The 24,066-nt window shown below is 66.1% G+C and carries 19 protein-coding genes, 1 tRNA gene and 4 pseudogenes; 11 read left to right on the plus strand and 13 right to left on the minus strand.

Annotated features, from left to right (window positions below; genetic code table 11):
• Nucleotides 1–11: 11 nt before the first annotated feature.
• From uraH to SHTP_RS02500, 3 genes are read left to right on the plus strand one after another with little or no spacing between them, the layout of a single operon-like run.
• Nucleotides 12–332 (plus strand): hydroxyisourate hydrolase, encoded by a 321-nt coding sequence (gene uraH, locus SHTP_RS02490; protein ID WP_096372283.1) that lies wholly within the window; start codon nucleotides 12–14, stop codon nucleotides 330–332.
• Nucleotides 332–1,156 carry an FAD binding domain-containing protein gene (locus SHTP_RS02495; RefSeq protein ID WP_015357323.1) on the plus strand — a complete coding sequence of 275 codons (825 nt, stop codon included), beginning with the start codon at nucleotides 332–334 and terminating at the stop codon, nucleotides 1,154–1,156. Before uraH ends, SHTP_RS02495 begins: the two co-directional genes overlap by 1 nt.
• Entirely contained in the window at nucleotides 1,153–3,855 is a 2,703-nt protein-coding gene (locus SHTP_RS02500) for a molybdopterin-dependent oxidoreductase (protein WP_096369670.1), read from the plus strand. Before SHTP_RS02495 ends, SHTP_RS02500 begins: the two co-directional genes overlap by 4 nt.
• On the opposite strand, the gene hpxO is transcribed toward SHTP_RS02500, so the two are convergent.
• From hpxO to SHTP_RS02515, 3 genes are all read right to left on the minus strand, one after another.
• Complete coding sequence (gene hpxO, locus SHTP_RS02505; RefSeq protein ID WP_096369671.1) at nucleotides 3,839–5,005, minus strand: FAD-dependent urate hydroxylase HpxO; 1,167 nt, start codon at nucleotides 5,003–5,005, stop codon at nucleotides 3,839–3,841. The genes SHTP_RS02500 and hpxO overlap by 17 nt on opposite strands.
• A gap of 201 nt (nucleotides 5,006–5,206) precedes the next feature.
• A tRNA-Thr gene (locus SHTP_RS02510) sits at nucleotides 5,207–5,281 on the minus strand.
• A 27-nt stretch (nucleotides 5,282–5,308) separates the two neighbouring features.
• Nucleotides 5,309–6,037, minus strand: coding sequence for a hypothetical protein (locus SHTP_RS02515; protein ID WP_096369672.1), 729 nt, complete (start codon nucleotides 6,035–6,037; stop codon nucleotides 5,309–5,311).
• Between the two features lie 161 nt (nucleotides 6,038–6,198).
• Here SHTP_RS02515 and phoP point away from each other — a divergent pair, with 161 nt between their 5' ends.
• Nucleotides 6,199–6,921: a two-component system response regulator PhoP gene (gene phoP, locus SHTP_RS02520; protein ID WP_096369673.1), complete on the plus strand. Its 723-nt coding sequence runs from the start codon at nucleotides 6,199–6,201 to the stop codon at nucleotides 6,919–6,921.
• A gap of 40 nt (nucleotides 6,922–6,961) precedes the next feature.
• The gene (locus SHTP_RS02525) at nucleotides 6,962–8,407 is read left to right on the plus strand and encodes a sensor histidine kinase (RefSeq protein WP_096369674.1); all 1,446 of its coding nucleotides are present in this window, start codon (nucleotides 6,962–6,964) and stop codon (nucleotides 8,405–8,407) included.
• Between the two features lie 6 nt (nucleotides 8,408–8,413).
• On the opposite strand, the gene SHTP_RS02530 is transcribed toward SHTP_RS02525, so the two are convergent.
• Together SHTP_RS02530 and SHTP_RS02535 are read right to left on the minus strand one after the other, a co-directional pair.
• Nucleotides 8,414–8,818, minus strand: coding sequence for an HIT family protein (locus tag SHTP_RS02530; protein WP_011738794.1), 405 nt, complete (start codon nucleotides 8,816–8,818; stop codon nucleotides 8,414–8,416).
• Nucleotides 8,819–8,822: 4 nt separating this feature from the next.
• Nucleotides 8,823–10,214: a PE-PPE domain-containing protein gene (locus SHTP_RS02535; protein ID WP_096369675.1), complete on the minus strand. Its 1,392-nt coding sequence runs from the start codon at nucleotides 10,212–10,214 to the stop codon at nucleotides 8,823–8,825.
• A 427-nt stretch (nucleotides 10,215–10,641) separates the two neighbouring features.
• Between SHTP_RS02535 and SHTP_RS02540 the strand changes: the two genes are divergently transcribed.
• On the plus strand, nucleotides 10,642–12,087 hold the full coding sequence (locus SHTP_RS02540) for a hypothetical protein (protein ID WP_096369676.1): 1,446 nt from the start codon (nucleotides 10,642–10,644) through the stop codon (nucleotides 12,085–12,087).
• A gap of 1 nt (nucleotide 12,088) precedes the next feature.
• On the opposite strand, the gene SHTP_RS02545 is transcribed toward SHTP_RS02540, so the two are convergent.
• The 8 genes and pseudogenes from SHTP_RS02545 to SHTP_RS02585 all read right to left on the minus strand — a co-directional run bounded on the left by SHTP_RS02545 (nucleotide 12,089) and on the right by SHTP_RS02585 (nucleotide 18,957).
• On the minus strand, nucleotides 12,089–12,508 hold the full coding sequence (locus SHTP_RS02545; protein ID WP_011738796.1) for a ketosteroid isomerase family protein: 420 nt from the start codon (nucleotides 12,506–12,508) through the stop codon (nucleotides 12,089–12,091).
• A 316-nt stretch (nucleotides 12,509–12,824) separates the two neighbouring features.
• Nucleotides 12,825–13,952: an NDMA-dependent alcohol dehydrogenase gene (locus tag SHTP_RS02555; protein ID WP_096369678.1), complete on the minus strand. Its 1,128-nt coding sequence runs from the start codon at nucleotides 13,950–13,952 to the stop codon at nucleotides 12,825–12,827.
• A gap of 162 nt (nucleotides 13,953–14,114) precedes the next feature.
• Nucleotides 14,115–14,660, minus strand: coding sequence for a nuclear transport factor 2-like protein (locus tag SHTP_RS02560; protein WP_096369679.1), 546 nt, complete (start codon nucleotides 14,658–14,660; stop codon nucleotides 14,115–14,117).
• 5 nt (nucleotides 14,661–14,665) lie between these two features.
• Nucleotides 14,666–14,874 (minus strand): annotated as a pseudogene (locus SHTP_RS02565) (ferredoxin).
• Nucleotides 14,874–16,244 carry a cytochrome P450 gene (locus tag SHTP_RS02570; protein ID WP_096369680.1) on the minus strand — a complete coding sequence of 457 codons (1,371 nt, stop codon included), beginning with the start codon at nucleotides 16,242–16,244 and terminating at the stop codon, nucleotides 14,874–14,876. The pseudogene SHTP_RS02565 and the gene SHTP_RS02570 overlap by 1 nt, the downstream one beginning before the upstream one ends.
• On the minus strand, nucleotides 16,241–17,065 hold the full coding sequence (locus SHTP_RS02575) for an SDR family oxidoreductase (RefSeq protein ID WP_096369681.1): 825 nt from the start codon (nucleotides 17,063–17,065) through the stop codon (nucleotides 16,241–16,243). The genes SHTP_RS02570 and SHTP_RS02575 overlap by 4 nt, the downstream gene beginning before the upstream one ends.
• A pseudogene (locus SHTP_RS02580) lies at nucleotides 17,065–18,288 on the minus strand (cytochrome P450). The gene SHTP_RS02575 and the pseudogene SHTP_RS02580 overlap by 1 nt, the downstream one beginning before the upstream one ends.
• Nucleotides 18,285–18,957: pseudogene (locus SHTP_RS02585) on the minus strand (TetR/AcrR family transcriptional regulator). Before SHTP_RS02585 ends, SHTP_RS02580 begins: the two co-directional pseudogenes overlap by 4 nt.
• 205 nt (nucleotides 18,958–19,162) lie before the next feature.
• Here SHTP_RS02585 and SHTP_RS02590 point away from each other — a divergent pair.
• From SHTP_RS02590 to purD, 5 genes and pseudogenes are all read left to right on the plus strand, one after another.
• Nucleotides 19,163–20,628: pseudogene (locus tag SHTP_RS02590) on the plus strand (aldehyde dehydrogenase).
• Nucleotides 20,629–20,638: 10 nt separating this feature from the next.
• Entirely contained in the window at nucleotides 20,639–21,391 is a 753-nt protein-coding gene (locus tag SHTP_RS02595; protein ID WP_012396457.1) for an SDR family oxidoreductase, read from the plus strand.
• 46 nt (nucleotides 21,392–21,437) lie between these two features.
• Nucleotides 21,438–22,304, plus strand: coding sequence for an NAD(P)-dependent oxidoreductase (locus SHTP_RS02600; RefSeq protein ID WP_012396456.1), 867 nt, complete (start codon nucleotides 21,438–21,440; stop codon nucleotides 22,302–22,304).
• Nucleotides 22,304–22,741 carry a carboxymuconolactone decarboxylase family protein gene (locus tag SHTP_RS02605; RefSeq protein ID WP_012396455.1) on the plus strand — a complete coding sequence of 146 codons (438 nt, stop codon included), beginning with the start codon at nucleotides 22,304–22,306 and terminating at the stop codon, nucleotides 22,739–22,741. The genes SHTP_RS02600 and SHTP_RS02605 overlap by 1 nt, the downstream gene beginning before the upstream one ends.
• 38 nt (nucleotides 22,742–22,779) lie before the next feature.
• Complete coding sequence (gene purD, locus SHTP_RS02610) at nucleotides 22,780–24,048, plus strand: phosphoribosylamine--glycine ligase (RefSeq protein ID WP_096369682.1); 1,269 nt, start codon at nucleotides 22,780–22,782, stop codon at nucleotides 24,046–24,048.
• Nucleotides 24,049–24,066 lie beyond the last annotated feature (18 nt).

Consider the following 24,066-nt stretch of genomic DNA (forward strand, 5'->3'; position numbering starts at 1 on the left):
ATGGTGAACCCATGAGCCTTTCGACACATGTGCTGGACGCCGTGAGCGGTCGACCCGCGGCCGGAGTCGCCGTGGAACTCACCGACGCTGCCGGAACACCTCTTGCCAGCGGCCGCACCGACCATGACGGCCGGATCAAGTCGCTCGGTGCGACACTGGCCGCCGGGATCTACCGGCTGCGCTTCGATACCGGCGAATATTTCGCCGCGAGCGGCACCGCCGGGTTCTACCCCGAGGTCGTCATCGCCTTCGACCTCACTGACGTCGACGCCCAATACCACGTGCCGCTGTTGTTGTCGCCGTACGCGTATTCGACATACCGGGGGAGTTAATGGATCTCAACTCCGTAGAAATCGTCAATACCCCCAGCCGCCGCGACGAACTCTGGCCGCTGGAGCCCACCGACGCCATTCTCGCCGGCGGGACCTGGCTGTTCTCCGAACCGAACTCACACATCCGCCGCCTGGTCGACATCACCGGCCTGGGCTGGCAGCCGATAGCGTTCGGCGACAACGGTATTGACCTGGCCGCAACGTGCACACTTGCCGAGATCTCGACGCTGTCGGGGCGGCTGCCCGCCGACTGGACGGCCGGTGCGCTGCTGTATCAGTGCTGCACCGCAATGCTGGCGTCGGCCAAGATCTGGCGCACCGCCACCATCGGCGGCAATGTGTGCCTGTCCTTTCCGGCCGGCGCCATGATTTCGCTGCTGTCCGCGTTGGATGCGCGCGTGACGGTGTGGTGCGCCGATGGCAACGACTACACGCTGCCGGTCGCCGAGTTCGTCACCGGACAGGCCGCCAACGTGCTCGTGCCCGGCGACGTGCTGCGCTCCTTTCACCTGCCGGCCGCCGCGCTGCGGGCCCGGACCGCCTTCCGCAAGCTCGCCCCGTCCGCGCTGGGGCGCTCCGGCATCGTGGTGATCGGCCGCCGTGGCGCCGAGTCCGACGGCGGCGGCTTCGTGCTGTCGATCACGGCGGCCACCGTGCGCCCCTTCGTGTTCGAGTTCCCCACCTTGCCCGGCACCGACGAGCTGCGCGCCGCCCACGCCGGCATACCCGATGGCGCCTGGACCCGCGACGCACACGGCGATCCCGATTGGCGGGCAGCGGTGAGCCTGGTGCTGGCCGAGCAGATCCTGGCCGAGCTGGCATGAGGTTCACCGTCAACGGAGCCGACCTGGACGCCACCCTGGCGGCCGGGCAATGTCTGCGCACCTTCCTGCGCGAGCACGGCCACTTCGAAGTCAAGATGGGCTGCGATGCCGGTGACTGCGGCGCTTGCTCGGTCTTGGTCGACGGCGCCGCGGTGCACTCGTGCGTGTTCCCGGCATTTCGCGCGGCGGGCCGCACCGTCACGACGGTGGCCGGGCTGGGCAGCCCCGATGACCTGCACCCGATGCAGCGCCGTTTCGCCGAGGCGGCCGCCTTCCAGTGCGGGTTTTGCACGGCCGGTCTGGTGGTCACCGCGTCGACCTTCGGCGATGACGAATTGGCCAATCTGCCACAGCATCTCAAGGACAACCTGTGCCGGTGCACCGGCTACCGGGGGATCCTGGACGCGCTGGAGGGCAAGGTCAACGTCGAGAAGCCCAGCGGATCCGACGCCGGGCGCTCGATCGGCGCACCGGCGGCACTGCGGGTGGTGACCGGCACCGAGCCCTACACCACAGACCACGCGCCGGCCGGCCTGCTGCACCTGGCCGTGCTCGGCAGCCCGCTCGCGCACGCCCGTATCACCTCGATCGACACCACGGCGGCCGCGACGATACCCGGTGTCCACCTGATCCTCACCCACCACGACAGCTCAGCCGTTGCGTTCTCCACCGCGCGCCACGAGATGCGCACCGACGACCCCGACGACACCTATGTGTTGGACCGCACCGTGCGCTTCATCGGACAGCGGGTTGCGGCGGTGGTCGCCGACAGCGTGGCGGTCGCCGAAAAAGCTTGCCGGGCGATCCAGATCGAGTACGAGGAACTGCCGGCCGTGTTCGATCCGGAGCAGGCCCGGGCGCCCGGCGCGGTGCTCTTGCACGCCGACAAGGGCGGCCAGGCCCGCATCGCCGACCCGGCGCGCAACGTGGTCGCCGAATTACATGGCGGCACCGGCGATGTCGAAGCCGGCGTTGCCGCCGCGGAGGCCTCCGGCGGAGCGGTGGTGCGCGGACGGTGGCAGACCGCCCGAGTGCAGCCGGCCCACCTCGAAACCCATGGCTGCACCGGGTGGCGGGACAGCCGCGGGCGACTGGTGATCCGCACCAGCTCCCAGACACCGTTTCTGGTCCGCGACGAACTGTGCCACGTCTTCGGGCTGGACCGCGACCAGGTGCACGTTTTCACCAAGCGGGTCGGCGGCGGATTCGGCGGCAAACAGGAGATGCTCACCGAGGACCTGGTGACGTTGGCCGTGCTGAGACTGGGCCGGCCGGTGCGCTACGAGTTCACCCGTGTCGACGAGTTCGTCCGGGCGACGTGCCGCCACCCCTACCGCATCGACGTCACCGTGGCCGCCGACGGGGATGGGGTGCTGACCGCGCTGGCGGTCGATGCCCTGATGGATGCCGGGGCGTACGGAAACCACACTCGGGGTGTGCTGTTTCACGGTTGCGGCGAGTCGGTGTCGGTGTACCGCTGTGCGAACAAGCGCATCGACGCCGAGGCCGTGTACACCAATAACGTGCCGTCGGGGGCGTTCCGCGGCTACGGCGTGGGCCAGATGGTCTTCGCGGTGGAGTCGGCACTCGACGACCTGGCACAACGACTGGGCATCGACGCGTTCGAGTTCCGGCGCCGAAACGTGGTGGTGCCCGGCGACCCGTTCGTCGATGCCCATGCCGGCGAGAACGATCTGACGTTCGGCAGCTACGGGCTGGATCAATGCCTGGACCTGGCCCAGGACGCGTTGCGCCGCGGTGGGAGACCGGCTCCCGACGGCGCGGGCTGGCGAGTCGGAGAGGGCATGGCCCTGGCGATGATCGCGACGCTGCCCCCGGGCGGGCATTTCGCGTCCGCCGACATCTCGGTCGACGACGCCGGCGTCTACACGCTGTGCGTCGGCACTTCGGAGTTCGGCAACGGCACCACCACCGTGCACGCGCAGCTGACCGCCACGGCGTTGGGCACCACCAGCGATCGGATCGTGATCCGCCAGTCCGACACCGACGTGGTCGAGCACGACACCGGGGCGTTCGGCTCGGCCGGAACCGTGATCGCCGGACGTGCGGCGCTGGGCGCGGCCCAACAGTTGCGCAGCCGGATCATCGCCGCCGCGGCCGAGGTGGCCGGCGCGTCGCCAGCCGACTGCGTGCTGGGCCCGCACGGCGTGCGGTGCGGGCAGCAGCTGGTCGGATTCGGGCAATTGCCGACGCCGTTGACCGGGCAGGGAAGCCAGGACGGGACACCGCGGTCGGTGTCGTTCAACGTGCACGCCTTCCGGGTCGCGGTCAACACCGACACCGGCCAGGTGGAGATCTTGCAGTCGGTTCAGGCCGCCGACGCCGGGGTGGTGCTGAACCCGGAGCAGTGCCGCGGGCAGGTGGAGGGCAGCGTGGCGCAGGCGATCGGTTCCGCGCTGTATGAGGACCTGCAGATCGGCCCCGACGGCAGGGTGCTCACCCAGACGCTGCGCGACTATCACATTCCGCAGTTCGTCGACGTGCCCCTCACCGAGGTGTACTTCGCCGACACCTTCGACGAACTCGGTCCGCTGGGCGCGAAATCGATGGCCGAATCGCCCTACAACCCGGTGGCGCCGGCTCTGGCCAACGCGATCGCCCGGACCTGCGGTGCGCGGGTCACCCGGCTGCCGATGACCGCGGCCCGAGTGTGGCGGGCGATCAACTCAGCGGAGTGAGCGGCCCACCCATGATGTTGGCGACGAGCCCGCGAATGATGTTGGTGCCGTCTTCGTTTCGCAGCTCCTCATACCAGGCTGCGGTGGTATCGGGGTCCTTGGCGTGGATGACGTCGCAGCGCTTACGGGCCCGCAATACCAGATCGCCGGCCCGTTCGGTGCGGCTGGCCTGATAGGCGGCCAGCGCGGCCGCAACGTCGGTGGGGTTGTCCTTGAGTGCCCATTGCAGTGCCACCGCGTCTTCCATCGCCGAGCATCCGCCCTGCCCGATGTCGGGCGTGGTGTTGTGGGCGGCATCGCCAAGCACGGCGACGCGCCCCTTGACCCAGGTGTGGAACGGGTCCAGGTCGAGGATCTCGACGCGGTTGGTGGTCGTCGGGTCGAGCTTGTCGATCAAGGCCTGCACGCCCGGTGCCCAGCCGGCGAACTGCTCGCGCAGCACCTCTCGCGCGGTGCCTTTCTCGAAGGGCAGGCCCTCGGGCTCGACCACGTCGAAGAAGAAGTAGAACCTGTCATCGGCGACCGGCATCGCCGACACCCGCTTGCCGTCGCCGACATACATGGTCCACTCGTTGGCGGGGCTGATGGCTTCGTCGACCTCCACCAGCCCGTTGTAGTTGACGTAGCCGGCGTAGCGCCGGGTGACCGGCCCGCCCAGTACGTATTCCCGGGTGATCGAGTTTGCGCCGTCGGCGCCGATGAGGATGTCGGCACTCGCGATGGTGCCGTCGGCGAACGTCGCGGTGGCGGCGCCGTCCTGGTTGGCGACCTCGACCATCTTCATGCCGAAATGGATCTCGTCGATCCCGTAGGCCTCCATCAGCATTTGCTGCAGCTCGGCGCGGGCGATTGGGTACGGGCGCTGACCGACCTGCTCGATGAGCGGCTGCATCGAGATCCGGCACATGGTCTCGCCGGAGTGGGCCTCGGCGTAGCTCATCGTCTCGACGATCCCGCCCAGCCGTGCCGTCTGTTGGTCGAGTCCCAGGTAGTTGAGGCATTTCACCCCGTTGGACCACGCCGAGATGGCGGCGCCGACCGGCTTGTTCTCGGTGACACGCTCATAGACCTCGGTGTCAATGCCGATCTGGCGCAAGGCAATCGCGGCACTCATGCCGCCGATGCCCGCACCGATGATCACCGCTTTCACCGGTGTTACCTCCTTTGCTCTCCGGGTGCCGTGCGTCGACCGTATGACGGCTGGCCCCGTTTCGCGCGTCGAAGCGGTGCCGGGCGGCTGGGTGCCGACAACTGGGCAATGGGTTGGATCGCCATGGCGCGCTCGCCAATGGACCCTACCCGGCCATCGAGGCTGGTGCTGCCCCCAAGGCGGTTGCTGCCGGGCGCCAGGTGGAGCCCCCTGTCAGGATTGAACTGACGACCGCTCGCTTACAAGGCGAGTGCTCTACCACTGAGCTAAGGAGGCCGGTAAGACCGCTGCCAGCCTAACCCCTCACTCGTCGGCGTCGACCACTCGCTGGGAGCGCACCGGGCGTGAGGTCGAACGGCGCGCGGGACGCCGGCCCGGCAGCGGGATGCGCTCGGCGATGCCGCTCAGCGGGTTGACCACCATGGTGAGCGCGACGACGGCGTCTTGCAGGGTCTCGATCGCCGGCTCCAGCGCCTCCATGCTGGGGGCCAGCCGGGCCAGGGTGTCGGCCACATCGGCGAGCTGTTCGAGGGGCCCGTTCTTGGCGGTGAGCTTGTCGACCAGACCACCTTCGGACAGCAACCGCTCGGCTAGCCCGTCCTCGGAAAGGACCCGCTCGATCAAGCCGTCCTCGGCGACCAGTTGATCGGCCAGCCCGCCCGGCTGCAGCGCGCGATGCATCGCGCCGCCCTCGGCGGTCACGCGGTCGAGCAAACCACCGGGCGCGGTCAGCAGGTCGACCACCCCGCCCGGGCGCAGCATCCGGTCCATCGGGCCGTTGGGCGCGATCGCCCGCCCCAACGGCGCATCCTCGTCGAGCAGCTTGGCCAGCCGGTTGGCGCGCACGATCGCGTCCTCGATGCCGAGCACGCTGGCCATGGCGTTGTTGCCGGCATCGGTGCTGGTTTCGCCGAGCGCTTGCTTGGCCAGGCCGACGGCGGCTCCCGCGAGGTTGAGGCTGGCCTCAGCGGCGGCGAGACCGGCGCGGGCGGGGGCGGTGGCAAAGGCCACCAGGCTTTGGCCGACGTTCATTCTGTGAGTCTATTCACGACGCGCCGCAATAATTGCGTCCGGGTTCGGGCAGGCACGACTATTCCTGGCAGACTATTAGCAGTTGACTCTCAACGAGCTTTCAGGAAGTACACAATGAACGTTAAGCAAGCTTTCAGCTGCATGTTGCAGGAATTAATGTCATGACAGCCACAACCCCGGGCGAGGCCACCACACCAGAAGCGCGCATCCTCGTTGTCGACGACGAGGACAACATCGTCGAGCTGCTCTCGGTCAGTCTGAAGTTTCAGGGATTCGAGGTGCACACGGCGACCAACGGCGCGCAGGCGTTGGATCGGGCCAGGGAAACCCGCCCGGACGCGGTGATTCTCGATGTGATGATGCCCGGGATGGACGGCTTCGGTGTGCTGCGGCGGCTGCGGGCCGACGGCATCGATGCACCCGCACTGTTCTTGACCGCCCGGGACTCGGTGCAGGACAAGATCGCGGGGCTGACCCTGGGCGGCGATGACTACGTGACAAAGCCCTTCAGCCTGGAAGAGGTCGTTGCCCGGTTGCGGGTAATTCTGCGCCGCGCCGGCAAGGGCAGCGCAGAGCCGCGCAATTCCCGCCTTACGTTCGCCGATATCGAGCTCGATGAGGAAACCCGCGAAGTGTGGAAGGCCGGCCAGCCGGTGTCGCTATCGCCCACCGAGTTCACCTTGTTGCGCTATTTCGTGATCAATGCGGGCACGGTGCTGAGCAAGCCGAAAATTCTCGACCATGTGTGGCGCTACGACTTCGGTGGCGACGTCAACGTCGTCGAGTCCTACGTGTCGTATCTGCGGCGCAAGATCGATACCGGCGACAAGCGGCTGCTGCACACCTTGCGTGGGGTCGGCTATGTGCTGCGGGAGCCGCGATGAGCGTGCTCCCTAGCCCGGCAGGTTAGGGAGGAGCGCCGCGATGGCCGAACGTCTTCCGCGCGCAGTGCCGCTCCGGGTGGGTCTGGTCGCGGCCACCCTCGCCCTGGTGTTGTGTGGCCTGCTGGCCTCGGGCGTGGCGGTCACCTCGATCCTGCGACACAGCCTGGTCAGCAGGATCGACTCGACGCTGCTGGAAGCCTCGCGCACCTGGGCGCAAGCCTCCTGGCGGCATTCGATGCCCAGCGTTGAAGGCCCCGACCCGGCTCGGCCTCCGTCGAAGTTCTACGTGCGCAGCATCAGTCCCGACGGTCGGGCCATGACGGCCATCAACGACCGCAACGCCGAGCCGGCGCTGCCCGCCGACAACGACGTGGGTTCGGATCCGACGACGCTGCCCTCGGTGAACGGCTCGAACATCGAGTGGCGGGCGGTCTCGGTGCACGGGCCGCAGGGCGGCCTGACGACGGTGGCCATCGATCTGTCCGACGTTCAGCACACGGTGCGGTCGCTGGTCTGGCTGCAGATCGGCATTGGGGCCGGGGTACTTGTGGTGGTCGGCCTGGCCGGCTTCGCGGTGGTGCAACGCAGCCTGCGGCCGCTGTCCGAAGTCGAGCAGACCGCCGCGGCCATCGCTTCGGGTCAGCTGGATCGCCGTGTGCCAGAACGTGATCCCCGAACCGAGGTGGGCCAGCTTTCGCTCGCCATGAATGGAATGCTGTCCCAGATCCAAGTAGCGCTGGCGGCGTCGGAGGATTCGGCGGAAAAGGCACGCAGTTCCGAAGAACGGATGCGGCGTTTCATCACCGATGCCAGCCACGAACTACGTACCCCGCTGACCACGATCCGCGGCTTCGCCGAGCTGTATCGCCAGGGCGCGGCGCGCGATGTGGCCATGTTGCTGTCGCGGATCGAGAGCGAAGCCAGCCGGATGGGCCTGCTGGTGGACGATTTACTGACGCTGGCCCGCCTGGACGTGCAACGGCCGCTGGAGCGCAACCGGGTGGACCTGCTGGTTCTTGCCGCCGATGCGGTGCACGATGCGCGGGCGATCGACCGGAAGCGCGCCATCACCGTCGAAGTCCTGGAGGGCCCGGGCACACCGGAGGTGCTCGGCGACGAGCCCCGGTTGCGCCAGGTGCTCAGCAACCTCGTCGGCAACGCGCTGCAGCACACGCCCGACAGCGCCGACGTCACCGTGCGGGTCGGCACGGCTGGCGAGAACGCGGTCCTGGAAGTGGCCGACAAAGGTCCCGGGATGCCCGCGGAGGACGCGGCCAGGGTATTCGAGCGGTTCTACCGGACCGACTCTTCGCGCGCCCGCGCCAGTGGTGGGACCGGGCTTGGTCTGTCGATCGTCCACTCCCTGGTGAAGGCGCACGGCGGCGATGTCACGCTGACGACCGCGCCGGGGGAGGGTTGTTGCTTTCGCGTCACGCTGCCGCGCGTCAGCGGGGCGGCGGTGGAACTCACCGAGCCGGTCAGTTAGACCGATTCAGGTCAGCTCCGATAGCGCCTTTTTGATTTTGGCTTGCGCTTCGTCCAGTGATTCCGGTGACGGATTGCGGTCGACGGTGGCGAAACCGAAGTCGCTCAAGTGGCGGGTGGGGAACACGTGGATGTGCAGGTGTGGGACCTCTAACCCGGCGATGATGACGCCGGCGCGTTCGGTGCCAAACGCCTTGCACACCGCCTTGCCGATCAGCTGACTGACTTCCATCACCCGGCCGAATACCGCGCCGTCCACGGTCTGCCACTGATCGATTTCGGCGCGCGGGACCACCAACGTGTGGCCCTGGGTCATCGGCTCAATCGTCAAGAACGCGACGACGTCGTCGTCCTCGTAGACAAAGCGGCCGGGCAGTTCACGGTTGATGATCTTGGTGAAGATCGACGCCATTGGTTCAGCATATGTGTGCCGTCACTGACCCCAGCGCTGGCCATGGCCAGGACCCCAGCACATCGGCCGCGCTGGGCAGACCGACCAGCGCTCCTTGCGAGAAGTAGGGGCCGGCGTTGGGAGTCAGCGAGGAGTATTCGTCGTTGACGATCGGTGCCAGCACCGAGTTGAGGCCCGCGACGATCGGCGCCGGGACACCGATCTGCTCGAGCGGTAACAGCATCGGCAACGTCGGGGACGGGATCAGGTACGTCGTGATCGTGCCTCCCAGCGAGGTGGTCACGCTGGACACTTCGACCGCGTCCGACAGCGAGGCGAACGATGACGTGTTGTGGTAGTAGGCGGCCCCGAACAGGGAGTTCACCCAGGCCGGGAGATTCCATGGCCGGTCGGGCGGATTGCCCCAGAAGTCGTATTGGCCATTGACCACGCTGACGTCGTATTGGGTGTTGGACAGGCCGTGCACCGTGTAGTTGATCAACGGCACGGTCAGGCCATCGGGCAAGTAGATGTGCGCCAAACCGAGCTCAGGGCTGCCGAACAAGGCGAACTCCAGGGCATGGGCCGGTGGCGCGTTGGGGTCGGTTGCCAGGTAAGCCAACTCGCGGTTGGCGACGATGGTGCCTTGTGACAGTGCGGCCACGTGCACCGGCAACCCGCTGCCATTGGTCACCGCGCTCATGATGTGCTCATGGAGCATCCGCGTTCCGATGGCGACGGCCGTGTTGGTGTCGGGGGCGGCTAGACTGCCGCTGAGGATGCCGATGCTGGCCGGATAGTTGATGACCGAAGCGATGGTGTCGGGGAACCAGTTTTCTCCGTTCGCATGGTTGATCAAGTCATATCCCTGCAGGATCGACGCCGAACTCTGCCCCGGAATGCCCAGCAGGAGTGCCTGTCCCAGATAGGGCAGCTCGGTGAGGAATCTCGGATAGTAAAGCGGTCCGGCCCCCGGGACCGTAATCCTGGTGCCTGCCGCCGCGGGCGCCATCGAGGCACCCCCGGCGGGCGTGGCTGCGGTGCTGGCCGAGGCCGTCGGGTCGGCGCCGAGCAGCGGGTGCCCGAGCAGCGCCGTGGCGGGGGCGTTGATCGCGCCGGCCAGACATCGCTGCGCGTTGGCGATCTCGGTGGTCAGATACGTGTTGGCGTCGGCCGCCAAGGTGAGCACGAACCGCTCGTGAAACTCCGCCGCTTGGGCGCTGGCCAGCTGATACTGCAGGCCGTGCGTGCTGAACAACGCCGCAATGTGGGTGGAGACTTCGTCGGCGCCCGCGGCCAGCAGCAGAGTCGTGGATCGGGCGGCCGCTGCGGTGGCCGTGCTGACCGCCGACCCCAACGCGGCCAAATCCTCGGCCGCGGTGCTCAGAAAATCGGGCGCTGCAACGACATACGACACGGGTCTCTCCTCGAGAGCACGAGGGAGGCGTGCCGATCGTCGGCCCTCGCGCAATCTGTGGCCATGAGGTTACTCGCAGGCCGGACCCTGGCGCCGACTTTTGGGCAGGACTGCCGGGACTTCATAGCCTTGTAGTCCGTCATCGGGTCGGTGCGTCATCGGCTCTCCCGGCCGGATCCAGGGCGCCAAGGGGCACATCTCATTCGTTCTGGCCTGATGGGATTGCCGTGGCGCGCGGCATTCGGAGCGCCGAACCTGCCCGGTCGAAATATCCGAAATTACAGTCGCACAGTGATTTTCGGACAACTCAACCATCATGTTACTGGTCACAGGTCTTTTCGAGACAAAATCGTTAACCCGATGTGGCCGTGTCGTTTTCCGCGTTCGTCAAGATCCTCGGTGACCCAATACACGGGAGGGGACCTACGTGCGGTTTCCTGCGGCAGTGCTCGCCATACCCACGGCATTGCTTACCGCGTGTGCCATTTCGGCGCTGTCCGCCGTCTTCCCGCCCGCCACGCACGCCGCCGCCGCATTCGGTCCGCTGGCCCCGCCCAACCCGTTCATGGCGCCGAATGGATTGGCGTCCATGCACAATGACGCCGGATCGGCAGACGGGGGCCCGCTCCCCGGCCCCGGTGCGCGGCTGGCGCCGATCTTTGCCTACCCGCTGCTGGCCGCCTGTCCGAGCATCACCCAGGGGACTGACGGATTGGTGTTGGCCCTGTGCGCCAACGACATCATCCAGGCCCCCATCGTCTATCTGATCGATCCCGGCGGCCTGGTTCCACATGTCATACCGCTGGCGAGCCTCGGCATCGCCAAAGGAGGTCTGCTCGGCGGCGTGTATGCCTACCTGGACAACAACAACCAGCTGGTGATGATCGACGGGACCAACCACCTACTGCGTATCGCTCATGCCAAGGACAGCAAGGGCTGCTGGCAATTGAACATCACCGAGTCCACCGACGTGTCCAGTGCCATCCCGGCCGGCGATCAGTCCGTGGGTGTGGTCCCCGACTACCTGGGAAATGTGTGGTTCGCCACCGGCAGCGGCGTGGTCGGAGTGGCCAAGGTGGGCGGTGGTGTCGCCAGCGTTCAGTTGGACCCCGGTGAGCAAGTCGCCAACAGCATCTCGGCCTCGCCGGCCAACCGCGTCGGCGTGGCCACCACCGCCGCTCTCTACGAGCTCAACCTGGACGGCGTCGGCAATCCGCAGGTGCTGTGGCGGCAGCCCTACGATCGCGGCCCGGCTCGCAAGCCGGGACAACTCAGCTGGGGCACCGGTTCCACCCCAACCTATTTCGGGCCCACCGGTGCGGACTATCTGACCATCGTCGACAACGCTGACCCGCTGGTGCTGCACGCGTTGATCTACGAGTCCGGAACGGGCAACCTGATCTGCCAGCAGCCGGTGCTGACTCAAGGCGGGCCGGGCAGTGAGAACTCGCCCATCGGCGCCGGGACGTCCATGTTCATCTCCAGCACCTACGGCTACCCGTATCCGGCGGTGCCGGCGGGCGCGGGCCCCGCGGTGCCCCCGACCGCGCCGTTCGTCGGGGGAATGACTCGGGTCGACGTCGAGCCCACCGGATGTCGCACCGTGTGGGACAGCAGTACTCGCAGTGCGGCGTTGCCCCACCTGTCTATTGCCGACGGCCTGATCTACACCATCACGCGGATCGGCCTGGACAACACCACCCCGCTGGACGTCTTCGCGTTTGCCGTCATCGATCCGAACAACGGTCGAGTGCTGCTACAGCAACCGAAATCGACCACCATCCTCAGTGATCCGATCCAAACGGCCTGCATGGTCCTGATGGACAACAAGATCATGCAGGGCAACATCACCGGAATCGGCCGTATCGGATGAGTTATTCCTGGTTGCCGAACTTCATCATCTCCAGGTTCCAGTATCCGCGCATGTTGGTCATGAGCCCCTCGTCGTTGACGCGATAGGTGAACACGCCGCGGACCTCGCTGGTGAAGCCGCCGTCAAACCTGCTGCGCAGCACCAGGATATGGGCGATCTCGTTGGGTGAACTCGACGGAAAGGTCTCCTCGCAGGTGATCGACAGCTGGTTGGCCGCAATGTTGGTGTCATAGAAGTTCGCCACACCATCTTTGCCCCGCACCCCGGTGCCGTCCGGGTTGGTCACGGACTTGCCGATCGGATCCTCGATGACGATGTCGTCGGCCATCAAGGCGAGCCACCCCTGGCGGTCGTGGGCTTGAACGCAGCGCCATGACGCCTGCGAGGCCGCCAATGCGGGGGACTGGGCGGTTTGGGTCATCGCTATCTCCTGTCGTCAAATGGCGCGCGCGGCGCGTGCACCGCCGCGTCGATGGCCAGATGCAGGCCACCGGGAGTCTCGGGGTGCCGGTGATCAACCCCGTTGGCACCCACCGTGATCAGACCCACGCCACCTCTGGAGCGAGCCGCGAAACAGTCACGGGTGCGCTGGGCTGGCCGCCCGTCGGTGGTGTCGAACCTCGTCTCCGTCGCAGACCTCACCGGCCGGTTGCGCGGCGCCATGGCGCCGATTCGCCCCGGCGCCAACAGGTGCGGAAAGCGGGTCACCCAGGCCCACGCGCCTCGTGCCGAGCGGCCTACCGGTCGGCGTCGGTGAAGCGGATGACGCCGCGAATGTTCTTGCCGTCAATCATGTCCTGGTAGCCCTCGTTGATCTGTTCCAGCCGGTACTGGCGGGTGATCATGTCGTCGATGTTGAGCTTGCGCGCCTTGTACATCGACAGCAGTTGCGGAATGTCGTATTGCGGGTTACCGCCGCCGAAGATGGTGCCCTGCAAGTTCTTCTGCATCAGGGTCAGCATTGCCAGGTTCAGGTTGACCTGAGTGTCCAGCAGGCTGCCGATCGCGGTGACCACGCAGGTACCGCCCTTTGAGGTGATCGCCAAGTAGGTGTCGATGTCGGAGCCCTGCAACTCGCCGACGGTGATCACCACTTTCTTGGCCATCAGCCCGTAGGTGACTTCGGCGATCCCCATGAGCGCCGCCTCCATGTCGGGATAGACATGGGTGGCGCCGAACTTGAGCGCCTGGTCGCGTTTCCACTCCACCGGCTCGACGGCGAAGATGTAGCGGGCGCCGGCGGTCACCGCGCCCTGCAGCGCCGCCATGCCGACCCCGCCAAGACCGACGATGGCGACGTCGTCGCCGGGGCGGACGTCGGCGGTACGAACTGCCGAGCCATAGCCGGTGGTGACGCCGCAACCCACCAGGGCGGCGACCTCGAAAGGAATGGCCGGGTCGATCTTCACCACCGAGCTGCGGTGTACCACCATGTACGGCGAGAAGGTGCCCAACAGGGTCATGGGGTAGACGTTCTGGCCGCGGGCCTGGATGCGGAAGGTGCCGTCGGACACCGCGGCGCCGGCCAGCAACCCCGCCCCCAGGTCGCAGAGATTGCGCAGGCCGGCCTGACAGGTCGTGCATCTGCCGCAGGACGGGATGAAGGACAACACCACGTGGTCGCCGGGGGCGATGTCGTCCACACCGGGGCCGACCTCGGTCACGACACCGGCGCCCTCATGTCCGCCCAGGACCGGGAAACCCGCCATCGGAATGCCGCCGGTGACCAGGTGGTTGTCGGAGCGGCACATGCCCGCCGCTTCCATCTGAATCTTGACCTCGTTTTTGACCGGATCGCCGATTTCGATGTCCTCGACCGACCACGGCTGGTTGAACTCCCAGATCAGAGCGCCTTTTGTCTTCACGTTGGACCTGACCTCATTTCGCCATTGAATTGATCAGAACTGCCGGACGCGGACGCCCAGGCAGTAGTGACGAGTGCCACAGGACACTCTTTTCGGCCAGCATAGCGCGCGCAACAAAACAAATGCTTGGTTGGGTGCATGGAGCGGCTGGCCGTACCCGGGTCACCAGATCGGGACGGGCGTCTTACCCAGCGGGTAGTAGCCGGGAAGCCGCTCACCGGCGAGGCTGCGCTCGATGCGCCGCTGCATGCCCGCGGCCAGCTTCCCGGCCTTCATCAGATCCAGGTACAGCGCCTGCACGTGTCCGAAGTCGAAGAAGTCGCGCTGCCACTCGATGAGTTTGTCCGCGTTGAGCCGGAACCAGCTGCCGCCGATGCCGTAGATCTCCTGTCGGCCGCCGTCGCCGTCGGTGACGACCTGCTTCCAGAAGCCGACGATCTCGCCCTGCCGGTCATCGATGATGACCTTCTGATAGGGGTACTGCCAGTTCTGAAGGCCCTCCATCTCGTACCCGAGCGCGACGTCGCGGATCTCGTCGATCCCGACGCACATCACGTCTTCCTTCGGGCCGATGTTCCATCCGTAGGTGGCATCGGGGGCGTAGAAGTCGGCCAGTGGCTTCCAGTCGCCCGCAGCCTCGCAGTCCCTGTTGGCCTGAAGCCAGGACTGCACCCACTGTTCAAGTTCGCTACGTTCGAACGACGCCATCGTCCTCAGTCTTCTTTCGCTTTGATCGATAGTGCTTGGGTTGGACACATTCGCACCGCCTGCTCTATCTCTGGGCGGGCTTGCTCGGGGGGGGCTCGGGATCGATGATCTCGACCTTGCCTCGCTTGGGCACCCGGAAGTAGTCCGGTGCCTCCAATTCGCACATGGCGTGGCCCTGGCACAGATCCAGGTCGGCCTCAATCCGGTAGCTCATCAGTGGCCCCGGTTGTCGCTCAATTTTCTGCGGCGGTAGCGCACCCTGGCGGGGCGCGCCAACTGAACCACCATCTTGGAGTGGTCGTTGCGATAGCTGTCGGCGGGCTGCGCCATCTCGAACTCGTACTCGCGCAGCAATACCGAGAAGATCGCCTTGATTTGCATGGTGGCGAATGCCGCACCCACGCAGCGATGCCGTCCGGCGCCGAACGGGATCCAGGTCCAGCGGTTGATCAAATCCTCTTGCCGCGGCTCCTGGTAGCGCTCGGGCACAAACTCATCCGGATCGGGGAAGTCCTCGGCAATCCGGTTGGAGATCGCCGGTGAAGCCGCAACCAGTTCACCTTCGTGAATCGGGTAACCCTCGACCTGGAATTCGCCCTTGGCCACCCGCATCAGGATGATCAACGGCGGGTGTAGCCGCAGCGTCTCCTTCAACACGTTCTTCAGCCGTGGAATCTGGCGCAGCGCGTGGAAACTCACCGGCTGGCCGTCGGCGTAGAGCTCGTCGAGCTCATCGATCACGGCGGCATACGCGTCGGGGTGGCGCAGCAGCTCGATCAGCGTCCAGGCCGAGGTACCCGAACTGGTGTGGTGCCCGGCGAACATCAACGAGATGAACATGCCGGTCACCTCATCGGCGCAGAACCGCGGATTGCCTTGCTCATCGGTGATCGACACCAGCACGTCGAGCATGTCGCGGTCACGCTTGTCGGTCGGCGGGTTGGCGACCCGCTGGTGCATGATGTCCTGGACCAACGCCACCAAGCCTTTTTGGGTCTCGTCTCGCCGACGGAAACTTTCGATCGGCAGATACGGATCCACGTAGCACAGCGGGTCGGTGCCGCGCTCGAGCTCGTGATAGAAGTGCGCGAACCGGGAGTCGAGCTGGTTGCGGAACTTCGTGCCGATCAGACACGAGGTCGAGGTGTAGATGGTCAGTTCGGCAAAGAACTCCAGCAGGTCGATTTCGCCTTCCTGGCCCCAATTCTCGATCATCCGATGCACTTCGCGTTCGATGGTCGTGGCATGCCCTTTCATGTGCTCGCCACGCAATGCCGAGTTGTGCAGCATCTCCTTGCGCCGCTCGGGGCTGGCGTCGAACACCACCCCTTTGCTGAAGATCGGGGTCATGAAGGGGTAGGCCTCGGCCTGGTCGAGTTCTTCATCGCTGGAGCGGAAAAAGAATTCATTGGCCTTAGCGCCAGAGAGCAGGACAACGTGCTTGTTGGCCAACTGGAACCAGCCAACGTCGCCACATTCGTCGCCCACCCGCTGCATCAACCCGATCGGATCGGTGCGGAACTCCTCGAGATGTCCGTGTTCCTCTTCGCCGCCGGAAACTCGCGGCACGATCGCTGTCGTCATGAATCCTTGGCCTTCTCATCGACTTTGAGTTGCTGACGGTTCGTGGTGGCGGCCAACGGGGCTTCCGGCTGCAACTCCATGTTGGCCACGAACCCACCCCTGGGTGTTTCCGCCACGAATGTGATGGCCCGGGCGATATCGGATGCTCGCAGGAAGTAGTCGTGGCGCGCCTGACCCCATTTGGCCCAGTCCTCGAGTGCCGGGCCGATCGACTCGACCGGCAGGCTCCAGCCCATCGCCGTCTTGGTCGGGCCGGGATGCACGATCGACGCACGCAGGCCGGTGCCCTCCAATTCCATCTGCAGGTTGGTGACCATTGCCACCAGCGCGGCCTTGGCCGCGCCGTAGGCACCCATGTGCGGGCGCTGGCGCAGCGCCACATCCGAACCCACGAAGATCAGGTCCCGGCGTTGGCGTTCGAGCATGCCCGGAAGAACCGCGGTGGCCAGCCGGTTCGCCCCGATCAAATGGATCTGGACCTGCGATTCGAAAGTCTCGGTGTCGATTTCGTAGAGTCGACCGAAGTAGGTGTCGCCGGCGCCGGCGACCAGCACCTCGATGTCGCCGAGCCGCTCGGTGGCCTGATGCACGAAATCCTTGACCGAATCTGCGTCAGTGACATCGAGGGCCAGCGCGACGGCATCGCCGCCATCGGCGCGAATCTTCTCGACGATCTCTTCACACTTCTGCACCCGCCGCGCGCCCAGCGCAACCGGAAAGCCATGGGCGGCCAGCTCGACCGCGGTGGCGGCGCCGATTCCCGATGACGCGCCGGCGACGATCGCGGGCCGGCGATCCGGGTGGGGCTGGAAGCGAGGCATCAGGCGACCTCCACGGTGATCGGCAGGTGAGCGAATCCGCGGACGTTGCTGGAGTGGACCCGCACGGCGTTGCCCTCGTCGACCTGGTAGCCACGGATTCGTTTGAACAGTTCGGTCAGTGCCACCCGGGCTTCCATCCGAGCCAGATGTGCTCCCAGACAGAAGTGCGCGCCACTACCGAAACTCAGCAACTTCGAGCCGATCTCGCGCCCGATCAGGTACTCGTCGGGATCCCGGAATGCCCGCTCGTCACGGTGGGCCGAGCCCGGCAACAGGAGCACCACGTCCCCCTCGGGGATCGTGGTGTCGTAGAGGGTGAGTTCACCGACGACGGTGCGGGTCAGGATCTGGCTCGAGGTGTCATAGCGCAGGGTTTCCTCGACCCACAGCGGCACTCGAGAAAGATCGGCGTAGATCGGTGTCAGTTGATCGGTGTTCTTGTGGCCCCAAAACGCGGCATTGGCGAGAAGTTTGGTCGTCGTCTCATTTCCGGCGATCACCATCAAGAACATGAAACCGAGCACTTCTTCGTCGGTGAGGCGGTCGCCGTCGACGTCGGCGGCCAGCAGCGCGGAGGTCAGATCGTCGGAGGGCTTCTTACGCCGCTCGGCGATCATCTGCTGGTAGTAGACGATGAGGTTGATCGATGCCTAGATGGCCGACGCCGGCACATCCGTGACACGGTCCTCGCGGTGCATCACCCCGTCTGCCATCGCCCGGATCTGATCGCGATCGGCGACCGGAACGCTCATCAGCTCGGAGATCACATCCATCGGCAGCTTGCCGGCGAATTCGGCCACATAGTCGACCGTCTGGGAGCCGCCGGCCATGTTCAGCATGGTGTCCAGGTGCGCCACGGCCAGCTCGGTCACCCGCGGCTCCAGCTCGCGAATCCGCCTTGGCGTAAAGCCTTTCGAGACCAGCGTGCGCAGCCGTAGATGGGCCGGGTCGTCCATCGCCAAGAATGACATCGTCTTGGTGGCATGGGGCCCGCGTGACACCGGATCCCGCGAAACTCCGTCGCGGTTGGAAAGCGTGGTGCTGTTGCGGAATCCCTGGTGCACGTCGCGGTGCCGGGACAGCGCCCAGAACCCGAGCTCCTGGTTGTGATAGAGCGGGGCCTCGTCGCGCAGCCGCCGATAGTACGGATACGGATCCTCGTGGAAGTCGTAGTCATAGGGATCAAGGACCAGCTCGGGTCCCCCCCCAACGTGCACGCTCATGCGTCCTCGCCCGCCTCGTCGGCTGGCTCTGCCAAATCGTCGCCGGGGGCCGCCTGCCCCGCGCCGACCAGGATCAGTACCGCGACGTCGGCCAGCCGGTCGGCAACTTCGTGATAGGTGAACTCCCCACTGCCGGCGTGTACCAGCGCGCCGAAAAATGCCATTTCGAGCGCCGCGATGGTGCCGGGTTGCGCCCCAGGACCGATGGCCGAGGCGATCCGGCGATGGATCTCGGCGCCGATCTGATCGCGCACGGCGCGCACCGCGGGGTCGGCGCCGCCGCCCAGTAGCACCGCCGTGCACGCGGCCCCCACCTCGGGTTCATCCGCTACCACCAGGGCCAGGTGCCGCAGCGCCTGTACCACCCGATCGCGCATCGCGACGTTGACGTCGGTGAAGAAGGGGACCTTGCGCACCAGGTCGAGATAGACCTCGGCGATCAGGTGGTTCTTCGACGAAAAGTAGGTATATGTATGCGGTGGCCGGGGACACCCCGGCGCGGGCCGCCACCATCCGGACTGTCAGGTCCGGGTAGGAGCTCGCCCGCAAGGTGTCCATGCCAGCTGCCAGCACCCGGCGAAAGGTCTCCTCCTGGCGACGGTTGCGCCGCCGATCTCCGGACTCGTGCTGTTGCTGGTCGGTGACCGTAACCAGTGCATCGCTGGACACATGTCCAAGTTAGAGGATGGTTACGAGGCGGGGCAACCCCTGTGCCTGAAAATGCGGTCCTAACACCTATAACCGGGGGGATTGGCGGTCGCCGGCGGGGCCGGACCTTGCACCGTCGCCGCGCTTGAAGCTATGGTTGGCCCATCGATATCGGACAGCTGTCCATTAGATTGGTCCTTCATCAGCACGGAGGCGGGAGCGGTAGATGGCCCTGTTGGCCGACGGAGTCAGCTCACTGTTCATCGATGGCAAGCGCTGCGAGGGTGCGGCGGGTACTTTTGCGACCGTCAACCCGGCCACCGAGGAAACGCTCGGCGTGGCGGCCGATGCCGATGCGGGTGACATGGACCGGGCGATCGAGGCCGCGCGCCGCGCATTCGACGACACCGATTGGTCGCGCAAAACCGAATTGCGGGTGCGATGCGTGCGGCAGCTGCGTGACGCGATGCGTGAACACATCGAGGAGCTGCGCGCGCTGACCATCTCCGAAGTCGGGGCGCCGCGGATGCTCACCGCCGCCGCTCAATTGGAGGGTCCGGTCAATGACCTGGCCTTTTCTGCCGACACCGCCGAATCCTATTCCTGGAAGCAGGATCTCGGTGCGGCGGCGCCCATGGTCATCCCGACGCGGCGCACCGTCGTTCGCGAGGCGGTGGGCGTCGTTGGCGCCATCACGCCGTGGAACTTCCCGCACCAGATCAACCTCGCCAAGGTGGGCCCCGCGCTAGCCGCGGGCAATACCGTCGTGCTGAAACCGGCACCGGACACACCGTGGTGCGCGGCGGTGCTCGGCGAACTGATCGCCGATTGCACCGACATCCCACCCGGCGTCGTCAACATCGTCACCTCCAGCGAACACGGCCTGGGCGCTCTGTTGGCCAAAGACCCTCGCGTGGACATGGTTTCGTTCACCGGATCCACCGCGACCGGCCGCAGTGTGATGGCCGATGGGGCGGCCACCATCAAGAGAATGTTCTTGGAGCTGGGTGGCAAATCGGCCTTCATCGTGCTCGATGACGCCGACCTGGCCGCGGCGAGCTCGGTATCGGCCTTCACCGCAAGCATGCATGCCGGGCAGGGGTGTGCGATCACCACCAGGCTGGTGGTGCCGCGTGCCCGCTACGACGAGGCCGTCGCAATAGCTGCGGGGACCATGTCGTCGATCAAGCCCGGCGATCCTGATGATGCCAGAACGGTTTGTGGTCCTTTGATTTCGCAACGGCAGCGGGACCGGGTACAGGGTTATCTCGACTTGGCGATCGCCGAAGGCGGAACCTTCGCTTGCGGCGGCGGGAGGCCGGCCGGCAGGTCGGTTACTTCATCGAGCCCACGGTGATCGCGGGTCTGACCAACGATGCCCGGCCCGCGCGCGAAGAGATCTTCGGTCCGGTGCTCACGGTGCTTGCCCACGACGGTGACGATGACGCCGTGCGCATCGCCAACGATTCACCGTATGGCTTGTCGGGCACCGTTTATGGCGGTGACCCGCAGCGAGCCGCCGACGTCGCCGCGCGGCTGCGGGTGGGCACCGTGAACGTCAACGGCGGGGTTTGGTATTGCGCTGATGCGCCGTTCGGGGGATACAAGCAATCCGGGATCGGGCGTGAGATGGGCCTCGCCGGATTCGAGGAGTACCTGGAAACCAAGCTGATTGCGACTGCGGCGAACTAGAGGAGAACGCGTGGGACAGTTCGAGAACAAGGTGGCGATCGTCACCGGGGCGGCGCAGGGTATTGGCCAGGCGTATGCGGACGCCCTGGCTCGCGAGGGTGCGCGCGTGGTCGTCGCCGACATCAATGCCGAGGCCGCCGAGAAGACCGCAAAGCAGATTGTCGCCGACGGTGGCACGGCAATTCATGTGCCCGTGGATGTTTCCGATGAGGAGTCGGCCAGGGCGATGGCCGATCGTACGGTCAGCGAGTTCGGCGGCATCGACTACCTGGTGAACAACGCCGCGATCTACGGCGGCATGAAGCTCGACCTACTGCTGACGGTGCCGTTGGATTACTACAAGAAGTTCATGAGCGTCAACCACGACGGGGTGCTGGTGTGCACGCGCGCCGTGTACAAGCACATGGCCAAACGCGGTGGCGGGGCAATCGTGAACCAGTCGTCGACGGCGGCGTGGCTGTACTCGAACTTCTATGGTTTGGCCAAAGTCGGGGTCAACGGGCTTACCCAACAGCTTTCCCGTGAGCTTGGCGGAATGAAGATCCGGATCAATGCGATCGCGCCGGGACCGATCGACACCGAAGCCACCAGAACCGTCACGCCCGGCGAGTTCGTCAAGGACATGGTCAAGCAGATCCCGTTGAGCCGGATGGGGACTCCCGAGGACCTGGTGGGGATGTGCCTGTTCTTGCTCGGCGACCAGGCCTCCTGGATTACCGGGCAGATCTTCAATGTCGATGGCGGCCAGATCATCCGCTCGTAGCCACCGGAGACGATGCAAAGCCAAGCGATGACAAGGAGCGGCGCACATGTCTGAGCACCCGAAACTCGGGTACATCGGTCTGGGCAACCAGGGTGCCCCGATGGCCAAACGCCTGCTCGACTGGCCCGGCGGCCTAGTGGTTTACGACGTCCGGGCCGAGGCGATGACGCCGTTGGCCGAAGCCGGCGCCAGCGCCGCCGCCAGCGTCGCCGAGGTCGCCGGCGCCGACATCATCAGCGTGACCGTGCTCAACGACGCCCAGGTGCGTGAGGTGATCACCGGTGCGAACGGTCTGGCGGCACACGCGCGCGCGGGCACCATCATTGCGATTCACTCCACGATCAGCGACACCACCGCCGAAGAACTCGCGCGGGAACTGCGCCCGCGCGGGATTCACGTCATTGACGCGCCGGTCAGCGGTGGTGCGGGAGCCGCTAGCAAGGGCCAACTGGCCACCATGGTGGGGGCCGGCGACGACGTCTTTGCCCGGGTCAAAGAGCCGTTCTCGTGCTGGGCATCGCTGGTGGTACATGCCGGCCCGCCCGGTGCGGGCACCCGAATGAAGCTGGCCCGCAACATGCTGACCTTCACCATTTATGCGGCCGTCGGCGAGGCCTGGAAGCTGGCCGAGGCAAGTGGGGTGAACCTGCAGGATCTGGGCAACGTGGTGCGCCACACGGACAAACTGACCAGCGGCGCCGGGTCGATCATGTTCCGTGATAACACGAAAGACCTTGAGCCTGGCCATTTTCTGTACGACGGATTTGTGCACGCCCGCGATCTTGGTGAGAAGGATCTGGGGCTGGCGCTGGCGTTGGGTGAGGCGCTGTCGGTCGATCTGCCGCTGGCTAGGCTCGCGCTGGAGCGGCTTGCGCCCGGTCTTGGGGTACCGCACACACAGAAGGACGCGTAATGGACGAACTGCGCCGCAAGGGCCTGGACAAGATGAACGAGGTCTACGGCTGGGAGATGCCCAACATCGAGGGTGACGCGTACTTCGACCTGACCGTTGATCACCTCTTCGGCACGATCTGGACGCGGCCGGGGCTGTCGATGCGCGACAGACGTCTCATGACGCTGACGGCGGTGACGGCGATCGGAAATCGCGACCTGGCCGAGATCCAGATCAACGCCGCGCTGCTCAACGGGGAACTCACCGAGGCCGAACTGAAGGAAATGGCGGTCTTCCTCACCCACTACCTCGGGTTTCCGCTGGGTTCGGGGCTCAATGGTGCGGTCGACACCGTGGTGGCGCGGCGTAAGAAGGCCGCGGCGAAGGGCGCCGGCGAGGACAAGAAGGGCAACGTCGACGACGCGTTGAAGATGCACTCGGGCGGCAAGCCGGACTGAGACGGTACCGGGCCGGGTGAGCCCGCTAGGCTTGCCCCGTGCGCGTCCTGGTGATCGGCTCCGGTGCCCGTGAACATGCTCTACTGCTGGCACTCGCCCGCGACCCGCAGGTCAGCGGGCTAGTTGTCGCTCCCGGGAACGCGGGCACCGCCCGGCTGGCCGAGCAACACGATGTCGATGTCACCTCCGGTGACGACGTCGTCGTGCTGGCCCGCGAGGTGCGCGCCGACCTGGTGGTTATCGGCCCGGAGGTGCCACTGGTCCTCGGGGTGGCCGACGCCGTTCGCGCGGCCGGAATCGTGTGTTTCGGCCCCAGCAAGGACGCGGCGCGCATCGAGGGATCCAAGGCGTTCGCCAAAGAGGTGATGGCCGCGGCCGGGGTACGCACCGCCAGCAGCGAGATGGTCGATAACCCCGCGCGCTTGGACGCCGCTCTCGATCGATTCGGGCCGCCCGCCGGTGACCCGGCCTGGGTGGTGAAAGACGACCACCTGGCCGCGGGCAAGGGTGTGGTGGTCACACCGGAGCGTGATGCCGCCCGGGCACACGCTGCCGGGCTGCTGGAAGCGGGGCACCCGGTGCTGCTGGAGTCGTACCTGGACGGCCCCGAGGTATCGCTGTTCTGCGTGATCGACGGTGAGACCGTGGTGCCGCTGCTACCGGCGCAGGACTTCAAGCGGGTCGGAGAAGGTGATACCGGCCCCAACACCGGAGGAATGGGCGCCTACGCGCCGCTGCCCTGGCTGCCCGACGACAGCTACCGGCAAGTCGTCACCGAGATCATCGAACCCGTTGCGGCCGAGCTAGTTCGGCGTGGTTGCCCGTTCTCCGGATTGCTCTACGCCGGCCTGGCGATCACCGCGAAGGGGCCGGCGGTGGTCGAATTCAATTGCCGTTTCGGTGATCCGGAGACCCAGGCAGTGCTGGCGTTGCTGGACTCACCGCTCGGTCAGTTGCTGCACGCCGCCGGTAGCGGAAAGCTGGCCGAATTCGGCGAACTGCGCTGGCGCGAGTGTGCCGCGGTGGCGGTGGTACTGGCCGCGGAGAACTATCCCGGACGGCCCCGCCTTGGCGACGTCATCGTCGGCGCCGACGCTGACGGGATCTTGCATGCGGGCACGGCACGCCGCGACGACGGGGCGATCGTGTCATCCGGGGGCAGGGTGCTCTCGGCGGTGGGAACCGGTGCTGACCTGGCCGCGGCGCGCGCGGACGCGTACCGCATTCTGGGGTCGATTCGTCTGCCGGGCAGTCATTTCCGCAATGACATTGGGCTGCTCGCCGCGCAGGGCAGGGTCGGCGGCTAACCCACCTCCCGAGCGGGC

This window comes from Mycobacterium ulcerans subsp. shinshuense (assembly GCF_002355775.1).
Taxonomy (GTDB): domain Bacteria; phylum Actinomycetota; class Actinomycetes; order Mycobacteriales; family Mycobacteriaceae; genus Mycobacterium; species Mycobacterium marinum.

What these genes read in the sequence shown, in the direction of transcription:
- SHTP_RS02515 (WP_096369672.1), bottom strand. Translation starts at nt 6,037, where the DNA reads ATGAACGTCGGCCAAAGCCTGGTGGCCTTTGCCACCGCCCCCGCCCGC.
- SHTP_RS02600 (WP_012396456.1), top strand. Translation starts at nt 21,438, where the DNA reads ATGTCTGAGCACCCGAAACTCGGGTACATCGGTCTGGGCAACCAGGGT.
- SHTP_RS02495 (WP_015357323.1), top strand. Translation starts at nt 332, where the DNA reads ATGGATCTCAACTCCGTAGAAATCGTCAATACCCCCAGCCGCCGCGAC.
- phoP (WP_096369673.1), top strand. Translation starts at nt 6,199, where the DNA reads ATGACAGCCACAACCCCGGGCGAGGCCACCACACCAGAAGCGCGCATC.
- SHTP_RS02500 (WP_096369670.1), top strand. Translation starts at nt 1,153, where the DNA reads ATGAGGTTCACCGTCAACGGAGCCGACCTGGACGCCACCCTGGCGGCC.
- SHTP_RS02525 (WP_096369674.1), top strand. Translation starts at nt 6,962, where the DNA reads ATGGCCGAACGTCTTCCGCGCGCAGTGCCGCTCCGGGTGGGTCTGGTC.
- SHTP_RS02575 (WP_096369681.1), bottom strand. Translation starts at nt 17,065, where the DNA reads ATGCCTCGCTTCCAGCCCCACCCGGATCGCCGGCCCGCGATCGTCGCC.
- SHTP_RS02570 (WP_096369680.1), bottom strand. Translation starts at nt 16,244, where the DNA reads ATGACGACAGCGATCGTGCCGCGAGTTTCCGGCGGCGAAGAGGAACAC.
- SHTP_RS02545 (WP_011738796.1), bottom strand. Translation starts at nt 12,508, where the DNA reads ATGACCCAAACCGCCCAGTCCCCCGCATTGGCGGCCTCGCAGGCGTCA.
- SHTP_RS02560 (WP_096369679.1), bottom strand. Translation starts at nt 14,660, where the DNA reads ATGGCGTCGTTCGAACGTAGCGAACTTGAACAGTGGGTGCAGTCCTGG.
- uraH (WP_096372283.1), top strand. Translation starts at nt 12, where the DNA reads ATGAGCCTTTCGACACATGTGCTGGACGCCGTGAGCGGTCGACCCGCG.
- SHTP_RS02605 (WP_012396455.1), top strand. Translation starts at nt 22,304, where the DNA reads ATGGACGAACTGCGCCGCAAGGGCCTGGACAAGATGAACGAGGTCTAC.
- SHTP_RS02530 (WP_011738794.1), bottom strand. Translation starts at nt 8,818, where the DNA reads ATGGCGTCGATCTTCACCAAGATCATCAACCGTGAACTGCCCGGCCGC.